16 protein-coding genes are annotated in these 15,390 nt (G+C 63.2%); 5 read left to right on the plus strand and 11 right to left on the minus strand.

Going from position 1 to position 15,390, the window contains the following annotated elements; all coding sequences use genetic code 11:
• Window positions 1-907: 907 nt before the first annotated feature.
• Window positions 908-2,311 (minus strand): sensor histidine kinase, encoded by a 1,404-nt coding sequence (locus tag BTM36_RS17340; RefSeq protein WP_077237273.1) that lies wholly within the window; start codon window positions 2,309-2,311, stop codon window positions 908-910.
• Between the two features lie 4 nt (window positions 2,312-2,315).
• Window positions 2,316-3,002, minus strand: coding sequence for a response regulator transcription factor (locus tag BTM36_RS17345; RefSeq protein ID WP_077237274.1), 687 nt, complete (start codon window positions 3,000-3,002; stop codon window positions 2,316-2,318).
• Between the two features lie 258 nt (window positions 3,003-3,260).
• Here BTM36_RS17345 and phnD point away from each other — a divergent pair, with 258 nt between their 5' ends.
• The 5 genes from phnD (at window position 3,261) to glpD (ending at window position 8,417) form a co-directional block, all read left to right on the plus strand.
• The gene (gene phnD, locus BTM36_RS17350; protein ID WP_006464642.1) at window positions 3,261-4,250 is read left to right on the plus strand and encodes a phosphate/phosphite/phosphonate ABC transporter substrate-binding protein; all 990 of its coding nucleotides are present in this window, start codon (window positions 3,261-3,263) and stop codon (window positions 4,248-4,250) included.
• A 156-nt stretch (window positions 4,251-4,406) separates the two neighbouring features.
• Window positions 4,407-5,177 (plus strand): phosphonate ABC transporter ATP-binding protein, encoded by a 771-nt coding sequence (phnC, locus tag BTM36_RS17355; RefSeq protein ID WP_006464641.1) that lies wholly within the window; start codon window positions 4,407-4,409, stop codon window positions 5,175-5,177.
• Window positions 5,174-5,989 carry a phosphonate ABC transporter, permease protein PhnE gene (phnE, locus tag BTM36_RS17360; protein WP_077237275.1) on the plus strand — a complete coding sequence of 272 codons (816 nt, stop codon included), beginning with the start codon at window positions 5,174-5,176 and terminating at the stop codon, window positions 5,987-5,989. The genes phnC and phnE (BTM36_RS17360) overlap by 4 nt, the downstream gene beginning before the upstream one ends.
• Window positions 5,982-6,815 (plus strand): phosphonate ABC transporter, permease protein PhnE, encoded by an 834-nt coding sequence (gene phnE, locus BTM36_RS17365; protein WP_006464639.1) that lies wholly within the window; start codon window positions 5,982-5,984, stop codon window positions 6,813-6,815. Before phnE (BTM36_RS17360) ends, phnE (BTM36_RS17365) begins: the two co-directional genes overlap by 8 nt.
• Window positions 6,816-6,833: 18 nt before the next feature.
• A complete protein-coding gene (glpD, locus tag BTM36_RS17370) occupies window positions 6,834-8,417 on the plus strand; it encodes a glycerol-3-phosphate dehydrogenase (RefSeq protein WP_077237276.1) in 1,584 nt (527 codons plus the stop codon).
• On the opposite strand, the gene BTM36_RS17375 is transcribed toward glpD, so the two are convergent.
• From BTM36_RS17375 to urtE, 9 genes are all read right to left on the minus strand, one after another.
• Window positions 8,399-9,010, minus strand: a complete 612-nt coding sequence (locus BTM36_RS17375) for a HupE/UreJ family protein (RefSeq protein ID WP_006464637.1) — start codon at window positions 9,008-9,010, stop codon at window positions 8,399-8,401. The two genes, glpD and BTM36_RS17375, sit on opposite strands and share 19 nt — an antisense overlap.
• A gap of 202 nt (window positions 9,011-9,212) precedes the next feature.
• Window positions 9,213-9,845 (minus strand): urease accessory protein UreG, encoded by a 633-nt coding sequence (gene ureG / locus BTM36_RS17380; RefSeq protein WP_077237277.1) that lies wholly within the window; start codon window positions 9,843-9,845, stop codon window positions 9,213-9,215.
• A gap of 43 nt (window positions 9,846-9,888) precedes the next feature.
• Entirely contained in the window at window positions 9,889-10,569 is a 681-nt protein-coding gene (locus BTM36_RS17385; RefSeq protein ID WP_077237278.1) for an urease accessory protein UreF, read from the minus strand.
• A 3-nt stretch (window positions 10,570-10,572) separates the two neighbouring features.
• Window positions 10,573-11,106, minus strand: coding sequence for an urease accessory protein UreE (gene ureE / locus BTM36_RS17390; RefSeq protein ID WP_006464634.1), 534 nt, complete (start codon window positions 11,104-11,106; stop codon window positions 10,573-10,575).
• 17 nt (window positions 11,107-11,123) lie between these two features.
• Complete coding sequence (gene ureC, locus BTM36_RS17395; protein WP_006464633.1) at window positions 11,124-12,824, minus strand: urease subunit alpha; 1,701 nt, start codon at window positions 12,822-12,824, stop codon at window positions 11,124-11,126.
• Window positions 12,821-13,165: an urease subunit beta gene (locus tag BTM36_RS17400; RefSeq protein WP_077237279.1), complete on the minus strand. Its 345-nt coding sequence runs from the start codon at window positions 13,163-13,165 to the stop codon at window positions 12,821-12,823. Before BTM36_RS17400 ends, ureC begins: the two co-directional genes overlap by 4 nt.
• 10 nt (window positions 13,166-13,175) lie before the next feature.
• Window positions 13,176-13,478 (minus strand): urease subunit gamma, encoded by a 303-nt coding sequence (locus BTM36_RS17405; RefSeq protein WP_017452803.1) that lies wholly within the window; start codon window positions 13,476-13,478, stop codon window positions 13,176-13,178.
• 76 nt (window positions 13,479-13,554) lie between these two features.
• Window positions 13,555-14,418: an urease accessory protein UreD gene (locus BTM36_RS17410; protein ID WP_077237280.1), complete on the minus strand. Its 864-nt coding sequence runs from the start codon at window positions 14,416-14,418 to the stop codon at window positions 13,555-13,557.
• Between the two features lie 260 nt (window positions 14,419-14,678).
• The gene (gene urtE / locus BTM36_RS17415) at window positions 14,679-15,377 is read right to left on the minus strand and encodes an urea ABC transporter ATP-binding subunit UrtE (RefSeq protein ID WP_006464629.1); all 699 of its coding nucleotides are present in this window, start codon (window positions 15,375-15,377) and stop codon (window positions 14,679-14,681) included.
• Window positions 15,378-15,390 lie beyond the last annotated feature (13 nt).

The raw sequence follows: 15,390 nt of genomic DNA on the forward strand, positions 1-15,390 counted from the left end.
AGAACCCTCGTTACGAAAGTAGCGAGGGTTTTTGCTTTGCGGCGGCAAAAACACGCACCCATCCCACCCGGCTGCATGCAACTCAACAGGTCCGCGCTGATGAGCATCGCGCTCCCTGCTCTCATTAGGCTGACCTTGACTTGGGTTCCAGTGACGCGGATTGAAGAGCTGGTAAGGCGCGGACACTCCGCCGGCCGCCTACTGATCAGCTGGCGTTGCGCTGTAAGAGGCCATGCCTTTGTGTTAGTAGTGCCCTACCCATTGCGCTACACCGCGAGTGCGCGGGACAAAATATCATCCACAAGCACTGGGGATATCACCGCCAACACTCCCTGGCGATGTCCCAATCCTCACCGTTATCAGCATGCAGCCAAGCTTGCTTCCCGTCCATCAACCCACCGACGCGACTTCCTGCTGAGTTATTCCACAGTTCGCAACAACCAGGGCCAACGTGGTCGATCAGACTTATACACAGTGATTGATGACGAGCATCTCGTCCGTTGCACCTGCGTCGATGTCTTATCCACAGCCAGAATGATCTGGCACACCCGCTCGATCATCTTATGCACAAGCAAAAATAAAATTGCCTTCGCATAGTCTTCCTATACGACCACAGCACCGACATTACTAACACTCGCCTATCAGGCCCGTAATCCCGCGAGACAATAAAAATGCCGGCATGACCGGCATCTCTAACAATTCACGCGCATAAGCAGATCAACAGTATTACGTTGATCCATCCACAAGTCCGCCTCCAGACTGGATTCCAGCCAAGTTGTCCACAACAGGCACAAGAACCCAGGCAAGAGAAATACTTATACACCGCATCTTCGACAACGACCTGCAACCAGAGCACTTTGCAGCCCAGAGCGGGGGAAAAATTAAGTTTTCCACAGCCCTTTCAAACTCAGCCAGTCACCGCTCTGAAATGCACTAACGCATCCAGCCCCTCGACCTGGCCAGCATCGCCCATCCGATTGCGCAAGCTGATGGTCGCCTGCATCGAGTCCACGATCTCACCGCAGATCGTCAGTCCCAGTCCGCCTGACGAAGATCCATTCGAGGAAAACGCCTTGAAGACATTTTCCATGGCCGGTGCGTCGATACCCTCCCCGCTATCCCAGATCAGCAACTCCGCCACCTCGTCCCTTGCGCTGATGCGAATCCCCAACCGTCCCCGCATCGGCGTATGCCGTATGGCGTTGTGCAAGAGATTGGAGATCAGCTCTCCGATCATCCACGGATGCCCCATCACCAGTATCTTCTCGGCTTCCAGTTCAAAGTCCAGGTCCTTCTCCGCAATCAACGGCGACAGGTCCACTGCCGTCTCACGCGCCAGCATGCCCAGATCACACACCTCCTGCGCACCCCGTCCCCGTATCTGCTCGACCTTGGCCAGCGACAGCAACTGGTTGGCCAGGTTGGTTGCCCGCTCCACCGTTCCCGACATCTCCTGCAGGATCTCCTGCGCCGGTGCATCCCCGCGCAAGCCAGACTGCAACTGCGTCTTCAATACTGCCAGCGGAGTACGCAACTGGTGCGATGCATTTGCCACAAAGCGTTGCTGGTGATCCAGCAGGCGCCGCAAGCGCGCCATCAACTGGTTCAGTGCATTGATGAACGGCTGCAACTCACGCGGCGCCATCGGCGGCGCCACCGGAGACAGATCGTCTGCAGGCCGTTCATCCAGCTGACGGCGCAAGGCATCCACAGGTTGCAAGGCACGCCGCACCACATACAGGGTCACCGACACGATCACCACCAGCAAGGCCGCCTGCCGGATCAGCGTTTCCCAGAAGATCTTGCGGGCCAATGCACTGCGGTTCTCCATGGTCTCCGCCACCTGCACCAGGGCCGCACCACGCGGGTCATTGGTCACTACCGGCTGGAACAGTGCGGCCACCCGCACCGGGACGCCGTTGTAATTGTCTTCGTAGATATGCGCCAACGCCGGATAGATGGCCTCCTTGTCCGCCTTGCCCTTATAGGATGGCAAGTCGGCATCACCGTCGAAGAACTTGCCTTCCAGGTCATTGATGCGATAGATCATCCGGCTCGAATAATCCGCCTCATAGATTTCCAGCGCCGCATAGGGTAGCGAGGCCTTCAGCTCGCCATTCTCGATACGCAGCAGATCACCGATGGAATGCACCGAGGCGATCAGCATGCGGTCATAGGCCGTGTTCACCGACTCCAGCGTATTGCGATACAACGAGAAGGAATCAATGATGATGAACAGGGCAATCGGCGAGATGATCCATGCCAGCAGATAGGCGCGCACCGAGCGGCGCCTCGAAAACAGATGCGCCACGTCCTCAGTCCCCGCCGCCCTGCTGCTGCCTGTCGCGCAACAGATAACCCAGGCCGCGCAAGGTCATGATCTCCGCACCGGTCTCCATGAGCTTCTTGCGCACCCGATGCACCACCACTTCGATGGCCTCCAGTTGCGTATTCTCTTCCATCGGGAATACCAGCCGGAACAGCTTTTCCTTGGTCACCGCATGTCCCGGCTTGGCAATCAGCGCCTTGAGCAGCGTATGCTCGCGCGGCGTCAACTCCAGCGGATCGTCACCACGATAGAAGGCCCCGGAACCACGATCGAAGCGCAGCCCGCCACAACGCTGCACGCCATCATCGGCATTGGTGCGACGCCGCAGCAAGGCGCGGATGCGCGCATCCAGTTCATCGAGGTCGAAGGGCTTGGCCAGGTAGTCGTCAGCGCCCGCATTCAGACCCACCACGCGATCGCCCACCGCGCCGCGCGCGGTCAGCACGATCACCGGCGTGCCGATATCCTGCGAGCGGATCCGCTGCAGCAGGTGCAGGCCGTCCAGCCCGGGAATGTTGAGGTCCAGTACCACCAGGTCGCCGACCCCATCCTTGATGTGCGACAACGCACTGATGCCGTCGCCGCAATGCGTGACCTGAAAACCCCGTCGCTCCAGCGCCCTGAGCAGCGCACGCGACATGTCGATGTCGTCCTCCACCAGCAGGATATGCATGATGTCCCATGTCGTTATCGTTGGTAAGCCGCCTTTATACCGCCAAACCTCCCCCAGCGCGAGCCCTGTGCGGATGCGCTTTGAAAGCAGATTGAAAGCCACCGGAAAGGCAGCTGCAAGGAAACCCTCGTTTTGGCAAGGTGCCGCAGTAGTAAAAGCCGCGCCCCTCGCCTACACTCCCGCACATCGCCGGCCAGCACCTGAATTTGTCAGCCGTCGCGACCGGCACCAAGACCAAAACCATCTCTAGGAGACAGCATGACCCAGCGTCTGATCAAGACCCTGTTGGCACTCGCCCTGGCCGCACCGGCCATCGCCTTCGCCCAGGACACCTGCACCAACCGCGGTGACCTCGACCAGCAATACTGCGACGCCAATAACGACCTCACGGCCGACACCCCCACCGATCCCAAGAAGCTGAAGAACCCCAATACCCTGGTCTTCACCTTCACCCCGGTGGAAGACCCGGCCGTCTACGACAAGATCTTCAAGCCCTTCACCGACTACCTGTCGCAGTGCACCGCCAAGAAGGTGGTGTTCTTCCAGGTCCAGTCCAATGCGGCTGAAATCGAAGCCATGCGCTCCGGTCGCCTGCACGTCGGCGGCTTCTCGCCCGGCCCCACCAACTTCGCCGTCAACATCGCCGGCGCCGTGCCGTTCGCTGTCATTGGCGACGCCAAGGGCTACCAGGGCTATACCCTGAACGTGATCGTGCGCAAGGACAGCCCCATCCAGAAGATGACCGATCTGAAGGGCAAGAAGGTCGCGCACACCGCACCCTCCTCCAACTCCGGCCACATGGCGCCGATGGCCCTGTTCCCCAAGCTGGGCGTGACCCCGGACAAGGACTACAAGGTCATCTTCTCCGGCAAGCACGACCAGTCCATCCTGGGCGTGAACTCGGGTGACTACGACGCAGCCGCCATCGCATCCGACGTCTTCGACCGCATGGTCGAGCGCGGCGTGATCAAGGCCGAGAACTTCCGTGTCATCTGGCACAGCGAGAAATTCCCGACCCAGGACTTCGCCTACGCGCATGACCTGGAGCCGAACTTCCGCGACAAGATGCTCAAGTGCTTCTACGACTACCGCTTCACCGATGAGCTGAAGAAGGCTTTCGCCGGTTCCGATCGCTTCTACCCGATCAACTACAAGAAGGATTTCGAAATGGTGCGCTTCGTCGCCCATTCCGCAGGTGAATCCTTCAACCGCGCCGCCTACGACAAGCAGAACGCCGGCAAGAAGTAAGCACGTGGCCTGAGCCTCCCACCCGTAGCCGTCCTGGCCCGGGTGCCGCAGTACCCGACCTACACCGAACCAAGCAACACGGCCCGTGCCCACCGCACGGGCTGCGGCCCCTCGCATCCCGCGAATGGCCGCGCATCACCAGAGAAAGCGCCTCCCATGTCACACGCCATCGAAATCCAGGGCCTGGTCAAGGAATACAAGCCCGGCCATCCCATCCTCAAGGGTATCGACCTGAAGATCGGCGATGCCGGCCTGGTCGCCATCATCGGCCCTTCCGGCACCGGCAAGTCGACCCTGATCCGCTGCATCAACCGCCTGGTTGACCCCAGCCGCGGCGCGATCTGGTTCGAAGGCGAAGGCAAGCGCGTGAACCTGGCCGAGTTGCGCGGTCGCGCCCTGCGCGAGCAGCGCCGTCACATTGGCATGGTGTTCCAGGAATACAACCTGGTCGAGCGCCTGTCTGTGATGGAAAATCTCTTGTGCGGACGCCTCGGCTACGTCAACGCGTTCACCGCCTGGCGCCGCAACTTCAGCAAGGAAGACATCGCCCACGCCTTCGAGCTGCTGGACACCGTCGGCCTGGGTAATTTCGCCAACCAGCGCGCCGATGCGCTTTCCGGTGGCCAGCGCCAGCGCGTGGGCATCGCCCGCGCCCTGATGCAGCGCCCGCGCCTGCTGCTGGCCGACGAGCCGACCTCCTCGCTGGACCCCAAGACCTCCTTCGAGATCATCTCGCTGCTCAAGGAACAAGGTCGCGCCCAAAAGATCCCCGTCATCGTCAACATCCATGATGTCGAACTGGCCAAGCGCTACGCCGACCGCATCATCGGCATGTCCGGCGGCCACGTGATCTATGACGGCAATGCCGAGAACCTGTCGGATGACTTCCTCAAGCAGATCTACGGTGGCGAGGACTGGCTGGCATGACAACCGCAACTCCCCCCTCCCCACACAACGCCGGCGCCCGCGTGAGCCTGGCCTTCAAGCCGCAGCTGGTCACCCGCGTGGTGATCTGGCTGATCGCCCTCTACGCGATCTACGCCGCCACCCAATTGGGATTCTCCTGGGAGCGCTTCTCGTCCGGCCTGGGCAATGGCGGCAAGTTCCTCGGCCGCATGTTCCCGCCTGACCTGTCCAAGGGCGACATCCTCTGGGGCGGCATCAAGGAAACGCTGCAGATCGCCGTGCTGGCCTCGCTCTTCGGTATCCTGCTGTCGCTGCCCATCGGCCTCATGGGGGCACGCAACCTGATGCCGGCATGGATCTCCTGGCCCGCACGCGCACTGGTGTCGGTCTGCCGTTCGCTGCACCCGGTGATCGTGGCCATCCTGTTCGTCAAGGCGGTCGGCTTTGGCGCCCTGGCCGGCGTGCTGGCGCTGATCGTCGCGTCCATCGGTTTCATCGGCAAGCTCTTCGCCGAAGCCATCGAGGAAATCTCCATCAAGCAGGTCGAAGCCATCCGCGCCACCGGTGCGTCCTTCATGAACGTGATCCTGTTCGGCGTACTGCCGCAGGTGATGTCGCGCTTCGTCGGTTTCTCCACCTACCAGCTCGACTCCAACCTGCGCAACTCCACCATGGTCGGCATCGTCGGCGCCGGTGGCGTGGGCGGCGTGCTGTTCTCCGCCTTCCAGCGCTTCGACTACGACTTCGTGCTCACCATCCTGGTCACCATCATCACCATCATCGTCGTCGGCGAACTGCTGGCGAACTCGGTCAAGAAGGTCTTCAATGTCTGATACCGTCCTCTCCCGTCCCCCGGCCGCGCTCACTCCGGCCGAGCGCGAATGGCAGCGTCACACGCCGCTGCAGCGCGTGCTGCGCTTCACGGTGTGGCTGGTCATCGCGCTGGCCGTGGTGCAGTCGCTGCGCTATATCGAAATCATCCCCGAGTTCCTCTACGATGCTCCGGAACAGATGAGCGACATGCTCTCCCGCATGTGGCCTGTCGACTGGGAATACTTCGGCACCGACGTGAAGGCCGGCCTGATCGAAACCCTGCACATCGCCACCCTCGGCACCCTGCTCTCCATCGTCCTGGCCATTCCCTTCGGTCTGCTGGTCGCGCCCAACCTGACCCGCAACCGTGCCTTGAACCTGTTCGCCCGCATCGTGCTGGTGGCCAGCCGCTCGGTCAATTCGCTGGTCTGGGCGCTGCTGTTCCTGGCCATCTTCGGACCCGGCCCGCTGGCGGGCACCCTGGCCATCGCCTTCCGCTCCATCGGCTTCGTCGGCAAGATGGCCGGCGAAACCATCGAGCAGATGCCGCGTGGTCCGATCGAAGCCCTGCAGGCCTCGGGTGCCAGCAAGTTCTCCGAGATCTGGTACGGCTACTGGCCTCAGCTGAAGCCCGCCTTCATGTCCATCGTGCTGCTGCGCTGGGATATCAATGTGCGTGAATCGGCCGTGCTGGGCATCGTCGGCGCCGGTGGCGTGGGCATGGTGCTGGACACTGCCCTGAACCTGTTCCAGTGGCCGCGTGTGGCCACCGTGCTGGTCTCCATCTTCGCCATCGTGATCGTCACCGAAGTGGTGGTGACCCAGATCCGCAAGCGCATTCTCTAATCCTGAAGCGAGGCCTGCATGAAAGCACGTGGCACCGAAGGCATCACCTATCCCCCGCAATACGACCTGCTGGTGGTCGGCGGCGGCATCAACGGCGCCGGCATCGCCCGAGACGCCGCCGGACGCGGCCTCTCGGTGGCGCTGTGCGAGCAGCACGACCTGGCGCAGCACACCTCGTCGTCCTCCAGCAAACTGATACACGGTGGCCTGCGCTACCTGGAGCACTACGAGTTCGGCCTCGTGCGCAAGGCCCTGATTGAACGCGAAGTACTCCTGCGCAGCGCCCCCCACATCATGTGGCCCTTGCGCTTCGTCATGCCGCACGACCAGGGCCAGCGCCCGGCCTGGCTGATCCGCCTGGGCATGTTCCTCTACGACCACCTGGCCCGGCGCGAACTGTTGCCCGGCTCGCGTGCGCTGGACCTGCGCCGTCACCCCTCGGGTGCGCCCCTGAAGTCGCAGTTCACCCGTGGCTTCGTCTATTCCGATGGCTGGGTGGACGACGCGCGCCTGGTGGTATTGAACGCCATGGACGCCGCCGAAAAAGGCGCCCACATCATGACCCGCACCCGGTGTGAATCCCTGAGCCGCCAGGACCAGGGCTGGCAAGCCGTGCTGCGGCGCGCCGATGGTCATGCCATGCAGGTGCGCGCACGTTGCGTGGTCAACGCCGCCGGTCCCTGGGTGGCCCAGTTCCTGGGCGACGCAGCCCACGTGCACTCCAGCAAATCGGTACGTCTGGTCAAGGGCAGCCACATCGTGGTCAAGCGCCTGTTCGACCACGACCATGCCTACATCTTCCAGAATCCGGATGGCCGCATCGTCTTCGCCATCCCCTACGAACGCGACTTCACCCTGATCGGCACCACCGATATCGAATACAAAGGCAAGGTGGAAAACGTAGCCATTTCCGAGGACGAGATCGGCTATCTGTGCCAGCTCGCCAATCGCTATTTCGACCAGCCCATTACCCCGGCCGACGTGGTCTGGTCCTACTCCGGCGTGCGTCCATTGCTGGAGGATGCCGCCGCCGACGCCTCGGCCGTCACCCGCGACTACCAGCTCGACCTGAACACCCAGGGCGCCCCGCTGCTCTCCGTCTTCGGCGGCAAGATCACCACCTTCCGCAAGCTGGCTGAGGAGGCGGTGGACATGATCGCCCCCACACTGGGCAACCAGCGCGGCGCCTGGACCGAGGGCGGCTGCCTGCCGGGCGGCGACCTGTTCGGCACGAAGCCGGCCAACCGTTCTGTGCGCGAGTTCGATCAATACGTTTCAAGTCTGCAGCAGCAGTACCACTGGCTGCCGGCATCACTATTGCAGCGATACGCGCGCGCCTACGGCAGCCGCACGCATGGGCTGCTGGAAGGAAAGAAGAGCTTGGAAGAGATGGGAGAAGAGATTCTGGGCGGACTCTACGCCGCCGAGGTGGACTATCTGTTGCGCCACGAATGGGCCACCAGCGCGGCCGACATCCTGTGGCGGCGTTCCAAGCTCGGCCTGCATTTCCCCAAGGGCAGCGAGGCCGTGCTGGACGCCTGGCTGGCCGCGCGCGGCGGCCAGCCGGAGGCAGAACAAGCGCTTCAGGCCGCCAGCAGGTAGGCACCCACGGCGGCGATACCCACGCCGCCGATGCGCACCACGCGGTCGGCCATCTTCTGGCCGGCCACCAGGCCGATACCCAGACCGGCCGCATGCAGCAGCGCGGTCGCGGCAATGAAGCCGGCGCCATACAGGGCGGCCGAGCTACCGTGCGGCAGTTCTGCACCGTGGGCATAGCCATGGAACATGGCGAACAGCGATACCACCAGCGTGCTGCCCCACAGCGGCATGCGCACCGCAAACGCGATCAGCAGACCCAGCACCGCCACCGAAGCAGCAATCCCCGTTTCCACGGCCGGCACCTGCAGGCCAGTGAAGGCCAGCAACGCGCCCACCACCATCATCAGCGGGAAGGCCAGCGGCAGCACCCACAGGGCGCGCTGCTTGCTTTGTGCCGCCCACAGGCCCACGGCCAGCATGGCCAGCAGGTGATCCACGCCCGAGAACGGGTGGGCGAAGCCGGCGGCCATGCTGGCCGTGGCATCCATGGTCGAACCGGGATGGCCCGGGTGGGCCAGCGCGGAGCCGGCCGCCAGTGCGGTGACGGCCAGCACGCCCAGACGGGCGCGGGTCTTGGTGGTGAGTGCAAACATGATTTCTCCTTGGGCAGATTCTGTAAAAAATGACAGGCGGGTCTAAGTTGTAGGGGCAGCGTCGCACAGTCGATACGATGCGCTTTCCGTTCGGACTGAGTAGCGGCTCTGCCGCGTATCGAAGGCGCTCGGTCGTGACGTCTTCGATACGGCCCTGTCGGGCCTACTCAGTCCGAACGGTAGTCATTGATTCAAGCCGCGTTCATTGAACTGGCTTCTGGTCCAGCAAGCCCTGCTTGCGGATGTACTCGATCACCTTCTCCACACCCTCGCCACTACGCAGGTTGGTGAACACGAAGGGGCGTTCGCCACGCATGCGCTTGGCATCGGCCGCCATGATATCCAGATTTGCGCCCACATAGGGCGCCAGGTCGGTCTTGTTGATGATCAATAGGTCGGAGCGGGTGATGCCGGGGCCGCCCTTGCGCGGGATCTTCTCGCCACCGGCCACGTCGATCACGTAGATGGTCAGGTCCGACAGCTCGGGGCTGAAAGTGGCCGCCAGGTTGTCGCCACCGGACTCCACCAGGATCAGGTCCAGGTCGGGGAAGTCGGCGCTCATGCGGGCGATCGCCTCCAGGTTGATCGAGGCATCCTCGCGGATGGCCGTGTGCGGGCAGCCACCGGTCTCCACCCCCATCAGGCGATCGGCCGGCAGCGCATCGGCGCGCAGCAGGATCTCCATGTCTTCCTTGGTGTAGATGTCATTGGTGATGACGGCCATGTCGTAATGGTCGCGCATGCGCTTGCACAGCATTTCGCACAGCGCCGTCTTGCCGGAACCGACCGGGCCGCCGATGCCCACGCGCAGCGGATTGGAAGTGGAATTGCTCATGGTTGTCTCTTGGTTCGTGTAGCTACGTTAATGATATAAATGATCAGGAGCGATAGATGCGGCTGTACTGCACCTCATGCTGCATCGACAGCAGCGACAGTCCCGGCGCCCAGTTGCACAGATCATCGTCCTCCAGCGTCAGCGCGGTCGCGGCCGCCTGCTCCAGTTCAGGCTGCAACGATAGCAGGATGCGCTGCCCTGCCACCTGACCCAGCGGCACCGTCTTCACGCAGGCCAGCACCTGGTTCTCGGCCCAGGCGAAGAGCATGCCTAGCACCGCCGCCTCCCGTGGTACCTGCAGCGCCACCGTGGCAAAGGCCAGTGCTGTGGGCAGCGGTACTTCCGGCTGTGCCTGCAACAGCGCCAGCAGCTCGGCATCGCCCAGCTTCAGGTCGGCGACCAGCTTGCCCAGCGAATAACCCATCTGGATGGTCTCGGCGCGAAACTCCGAGGTGTCGCGTGCCGCCACGAAGCGCTCGGTCCAGCGCGTGACCGCCTCGGCATCGCGAGATTCAAAGGCCGCCACCAGTCGCGCAAAGATAGGCGCCTCGAAGCGCGCCACCACCTCATGCAGCGCATGGCCGATCCAGTCGCGTGCCGCCGCTTCGCTGTTGACCCGCCCGTTCTCGATGGCCGCCTCCAACCCTTGCGAATAGCTGTAGGCACCAATCGGCAGGGACGGGCTGCTCAGTTGCAGCAGATGCAGCAAGGCGCTGGCGTGCATGGATCAGCCCTCGTCCTTCTTGTCGCTGGGCCGGTGGATCTTCTGGCGCAGCGGGATCGGCGCCAGCGGATTGTGATGATGGTCGTCACCGTGATGGTGATGACCACCGCCGTAGGCCCCGGCTTCCGGTTCGAAGGCGGCTTCTTCTTCCGACACGCGTGCGCCGAGCCCCTCCAGCATTTCCTTGAGCACCGGGTCCTTGCGGATGCGCAGGAAGCCCACGCCACCCGCATGGCCGATATGCGCCTGGGTGTGACGATTGCCGAGGTGGAAGGCGCAGCGCAGCAGCAGGTGTGCGTCGGCCGCATCGACCCGGTAGGTGGCCTCGGCCTTGGCGATGATCTTCACTACGCGGCCATCGTCGCCGCGCAGCAGGTCGCCATCGCGCAGCACGGTACCGCGTACGGTGAACACCGCCACATCCTCGCCCGAGCGTAGCGTGGCGCGCAGGCGGCTTTTCTCGCGCTGGTCGTAGGGCAGTTCCAGTTCACCGTCGATCTGCGCGGCCTGGTCTATCTTGGTATTGAGAGTCAGCATGAAAAATTCTAAAGAAATCAGAACAGGAAATAACGCTGCGCCAGTGGCAGCGACACCGCCGGCTCGCACACCAGCAGCTCGCCATCGGCGCGCACTTCATAGGTCTCGGAATCGACTTCCATCTTCGGTGTGGCGCCGTTGTGGATCATGTCGCGCTTGCGCAGGTTGCGCATGTTCTTCACCGCCACTACCGGCTTGTTGAGCTTCAGTTGCTCGCCGATACCGGCGTCGAAGGCAGCCTGCGAAACGAAGGTCATGGACGTCTTCAGGCCACCCCCATAGGCGCCGAACATCATCCGGTAATGCACCGGCTGCGGCGTCGGGATGGAGGCATTCGGGTCACCCATCTGGGCCGCCGCGATCATGCCGCTCTTCAGGATCATCGAGGGCTTGGCGCCGAAGAAGGCTGGCTTCCACAGCACGATGTCGGCGATCTTGCCCACCTCCAGCGACCCCACCACGTGCGAGATGCCGTGGGTGATGGCCGGGTTGATGGTGTACTTGGCGATGTAGCGCTTGATGCGGAAGTTGTCGTTGCGCGACGTATCTTCCTTCAGCGAACCGCGCTGCACCTTCATCTTGTGCGCGGTCTGCCAGGTGCGCAGGATCACCTCGCCCACGCGGCCCATGGCCTGCGAGTCGGAAGACATCATCGAGATCGCGCCGATGTCATGCAGGATATCCTCGGCCGCAATCGTCTCGCGGCGGATGCGCGATTCGGCGAAGGCGATATCCTCGGCAATGGCCGGGTCCAGGTGATGGCAGACCATCAGCATGTCCAGGTGCTCGTCCAGCGTATTGACCGTGAACGGGCGCGTCGGGTTGGTGGAGGACGGCAGCACGTTGCCTTCGCCCACGGCCGCAATGATGTCCGGTGCGTGACCACCACCCGCGCCTTCGGTATGGAAGGTGTGGATGGTACGGTCCTTGAAGGCGGCCAGGGTGTGCTCCAGGAAGCCACCTTCGTTCAGGGTATCGGTGTGGATGGCCACCTGGATATCCATGCGGTCGGCCACCGTCAGGCAGTTGTCGATCGCCGCCGGGGTCGAGCCCCAGTCCTCGTGCAGCTTCAGGCCGATGGCCCCGGCGCGGATCTGTTCTTCCAGCGGCAGCGGCAGGCTGACATTGCCCTTGCCGAGGAAGCCCAGGTTCATCGGGAAGGCATCGGCGGCTGCCAGCATCGAATGGATGTGCCAGGGGCCGGGCGTGCAGGTGGTCGCCGCCGTGCCCACGGCCGGACCGGTGCCGCCGCCCAGCATGGTGGTCACGCCGCTCATCAGCGCTTCCTCGATCTGCTGCGGGCAGATGAAGTGGATGTGGCTGTCGATGCCGCCGGCGGTGACGATCATGCCTTCGCCCGCAATGATTTCGGTCGCGCCGCCGATGGCCATGGTCACGCCGGGCTGGATGTCCGGATTGCCGGCCTTGCCGATGCCGGCGATCTTGCCCGACTTGATGCCGATGTCAGCCTTGACGATGCCCCAGTGATCCACGATGAGCGCATTGGTGATGACGGTGTCCATCACGTCGGCGTGGGCGCGCTGCGATTGGCCCATGCCATCGCGGATCACCTTGCCGCCGCCGAATTTCACTTCCTCGCCATAGATCGTATAGTCCTTCTCGACTTCGAGGAACAGCGCGGTATCGGCCAGGCGCACGCGGTCGCCGACGGTGGGGCCGAACATCTCGGCATAGGCCGAGCGGGAAATCTTGCTCATTTGGACTGTCCCTTCTTCTCCGTGCCGACATTGGCTTTCAGCTTGCCCATCACCAGTGCATTGAAACCATAGACGCGGCGGTCCCCCGCCAGCGCTACCAGTTCCACCGTGCGCTCCTGGCCCGGCTCGAAGCGCACTGCCGTGCCGGCGGCGATGTTCAGGCGCATGCCATAGGCCACGGAGCGCTCGAAGCGCAGCGCCGGATTGGTTTCGTAGAAATGGAAGTGGGAACCCACCTGGATGGGCCGGTCGCCGCTGTTGGCCACCGTCACGGTGGCCGTGGGACGGCCGCTATTGAGTTCGATGTCGCCGGGTTCGACCAGCATTTCGCCTGGAATCATGACGCGCTCCTCAAGGAATCGGATGGTGGACGGTGACCAGCTTGCTGCCGTCGGGGAAGGTGGCTTCGACCTGGATGTCGGGGATCATCTCCGGCACGCCTTCCATCACATCGTTGCGGGTCAGGATGGTGGTGCCCTCGGACATCAGCTCGGCCACGGTCTTGCCGTCGCGTGCGCCTTCCATGATGGCGGCCGTGATCAGCGCCACCGCTTCCGGATAGTTGAGCTTCAGGCCACGCGCCTTGCGGCGTTCGGCCAGCAGCGCGGCGGTGAAGATCAACAGCTTGTCTTTTTCTCTTGGTGTCAGTTCCATGTTGGCTCCCGGCCGGCTGGCGGCCTTCAGTTTCTATGACTTTGCTCGTTGCTTGATGCAGTGTCTACGATGCAGCTCAGGTATTCCAGATACGGGGGATCGCCGCTTCCCTGCCGGTGACTGCAGGCCTCAGCACCTGCCAGGCCGTATGCAGCCATTGTCGCGCCACCAGGCTGGATTGGCCCATGTAGCGGGCGATCAGCACCTGCTTCATCAGGGTGGCGCCGCTGCGCCCTTCCAGTTGCAGCGCGCCGATGGTCTCGCGCAGGCGGCCCAGCAGGGCGGCATCCATGCCATCACCCACGGCGATGAGCGTACCGCAGATGGTCTGTCCGTCCAGCGCCAGCGGCCCCTGCATGGCACCCGCCTCAGCCTGCAGGCGGCCTTGCTCGAACCAGACCAGCTTGCCGCCACGGCGGATGCTGGTGCGCTGGCTCACCGCGCCGGTGGTGAAGGTTTCGCCGGAGGCGGTGCGACCAAAGCAGAGAATCTCCGCACCCAGGTAAGCGGCGTCGGCCGCCAGCGTCACCTCGTGTTCCATGCGCACATCGGCACCATCGAAGAAGATGGTTTCCTGCGGCAACCATTCCAGCTTTGCACCTGCGCCAGCATCCAGACGCACCACCTGGCGCGAATGCTGCCCGTTGGCGCGATACCACTTGCCCGCACCTGGCGTGGTCAGCAGGGCATGGGCGCGTTCGCCCACCTCGGCCGTGATGGAGAGCTGGTCGCCGCCCACGATCCCGCCCGGGGGATGGACGATGATGGCATGGCAGATGGAAGGGTCTTCGGGGTAGAGCGGTTTCTGCACGCGCAAGGGGCCGAAGTGCTGACGTCGCAGCAGGCGCGTGGTGCCGCCATCGTCGGCAAAGCCCAGCGTCAGGCGTGCCTGGTCCGGCGCATGCCGCAGGGGCGCGCCCGGGGTCGCAGGGGCCGGCATGCTGGCGGGTTCCGGATGGCCGGGGAATCGTTTCATACCTGGTTCTTCATTGCGTGGTGGGCAGCGTGCGCCGGGTCTGCCGGCCGCGAACATGCGACTTTATAGCAGACCCGCCGCAAATGCGCAGCTTCGTCTCGTGCATCGCTCCCCGTTCGGACTGAGTAGACCTGCAGGGTCGTATCGAAGGCGCTACGCCGCTTTGCCGCTACTCAGTCCGAACGGTATCTGGTGGACGGGGCTTCTCAGACAGCTGAGGCACTTCAGACCGCCAGATGCTTCCTCACATCATCGCCATCCATCTGGTCCTGCGTACCGGCCGCGACCACCTCGCCACGCGACATGACCACGAAGGTATCGGCCAGTTCGCGGGCGAAGTCGAAGTATTGCTCGCACAGCAGGATGCCGATATCGCCGCGCTGGCGCAGCAGGCTGATGACGCGCCCGATATCCTTGATGATGGAGGGCTGGATGCCTTCGGTCGGCTCATCCAGGATGATCAGCTTGGGCTCGGCCAGCAGCGCCCGGGCAATTGCCAGCTGTTGCTGCTGACCGCCGGAGAGGTCACCGCCGCGACGGTGCAACATTTCCTTCAATACCGGGAAGAGTTCATAGACCTCGCCCTTGATGGTAGAGGCACGGCGACCCGACAGCGTGGCCATGCCCATGAGCATGTTCTCTTCCACAGTCAGGCGCGCGAAGATCTCGCGCCCCTGCGGTACATAGGCGATGCCCAGCCGTGCGCGCTGGTGGGGCTTCAGTTTGGTGATGTCGTGGCCTTCGAACATGACATTGCCACGGGCTACCGGCAGCACCCCCATCAGGCATTTCAGCAGCGTGGTCTTGCCCACGCCATTGCGGCCCAGCAGCGAGAGCACGCGGCCCTTCTGCACATCGAGCGAGACACCGCGCAGCGTATGCGCGGCGCCATAGTACTGGTTCAGTTCATTGACTTGCAGCATGGATGATGGTCTC

It is taken from the genome of Herbaspirillum sp. VT-16-41, assembly GCF_001994935.1.
Lineage (GTDB): Bacteria > Pseudomonadota > Gammaproteobacteria > Burkholderiales > Burkholderiaceae_D > Herbaspirillum > Herbaspirillum frisingense.

Bases quoted from the DNA above. Each gene is read 5' to 3' on its own strand.
- BTM36_RS17405 (WP_017452803.1), bottom strand. From the start codon at position 13,478: ATGGAACTGACACCAAGAGAAAAAGACAAGCTGTTGATCTTCACCGCC.
- BTM36_RS17385 (WP_077237278.1), bottom strand. From the start codon at position 10,569: ATGCACGCCAGCGCCTTGCTGCATCTGCTGCAACTGAGCAGCCCGTCC.
- phnE (WP_006464639.1), top strand. From the start codon at position 5,982: ATGTCTGATACCGTCCTCTCCCGTCCCCCGGCCGCGCTCACTCCGGCC.
- ureG (WP_077237277.1), bottom strand. From the start codon at position 9,845: ATGAGCAATTCCACTTCCAATCCGCTGCGCGTGGGCATCGGCGGCCCG.
- urtE (WP_006464629.1), bottom strand. From the start codon at position 15,377: ATGCTGCAAGTCAATGAACTGAACCAGTACTATGGCGCCGCGCATACG.
- BTM36_RS17375 (WP_006464637.1), bottom strand. From the start codon at position 9,010: ATGTTTGCACTCACCACCAAGACCCGCGCCCGTCTGGGCGTGCTGGCC.
- ureE (WP_006464634.1), bottom strand. From the start codon at position 11,106: ATGCTGACTCTCAATACCAAGATAGACCAGGCCGCGCAGATCGACGGT.
- BTM36_RS17400 (WP_077237279.1), bottom strand. From the start codon at position 13,165: ATGATTCCAGGCGAAATGCTGGTCGAACCCGGCGACATCGAACTCAAT.
- phnE (WP_077237275.1), top strand. From the start codon at position 5,174: ATGACAACCGCAACTCCCCCCTCCCCACACAACGCCGGCGCCCGCGTG.
- BTM36_RS17410 (WP_077237280.1), bottom strand. From the start codon at position 14,418: ATGCCGGCCCCTGCGACCCCGGGCGCGCCCCTGCGGCATGCGCCGGAC.
- phnC (WP_006464641.1), top strand. From the start codon at position 4,407: ATGTCACACGCCATCGAAATCCAGGGCCTGGTCAAGGAATACAAGCCC.
- glpD (WP_077237276.1), top strand. From the start codon at position 6,834: ATGAAAGCACGTGGCACCGAAGGCATCACCTATCCCCCGCAATACGAC.
- ureC (WP_006464633.1), bottom strand. From the start codon at position 12,824: ATGAGCAAGATTTCCCGCTCGGCCTATGCCGAGATGTTCGGCCCCACC.
- phnD (WP_006464642.1), top strand. From the start codon at position 3,261: ATGACCCAGCGTCTGATCAAGACCCTGTTGGCACTCGCCCTGGCCGCA.
- BTM36_RS17345 (WP_077237274.1), bottom strand. From the start codon at position 3,002: ATGCATATCCTGCTGGTGGAGGACGACATCGACATGTCGCGTGCGCTG.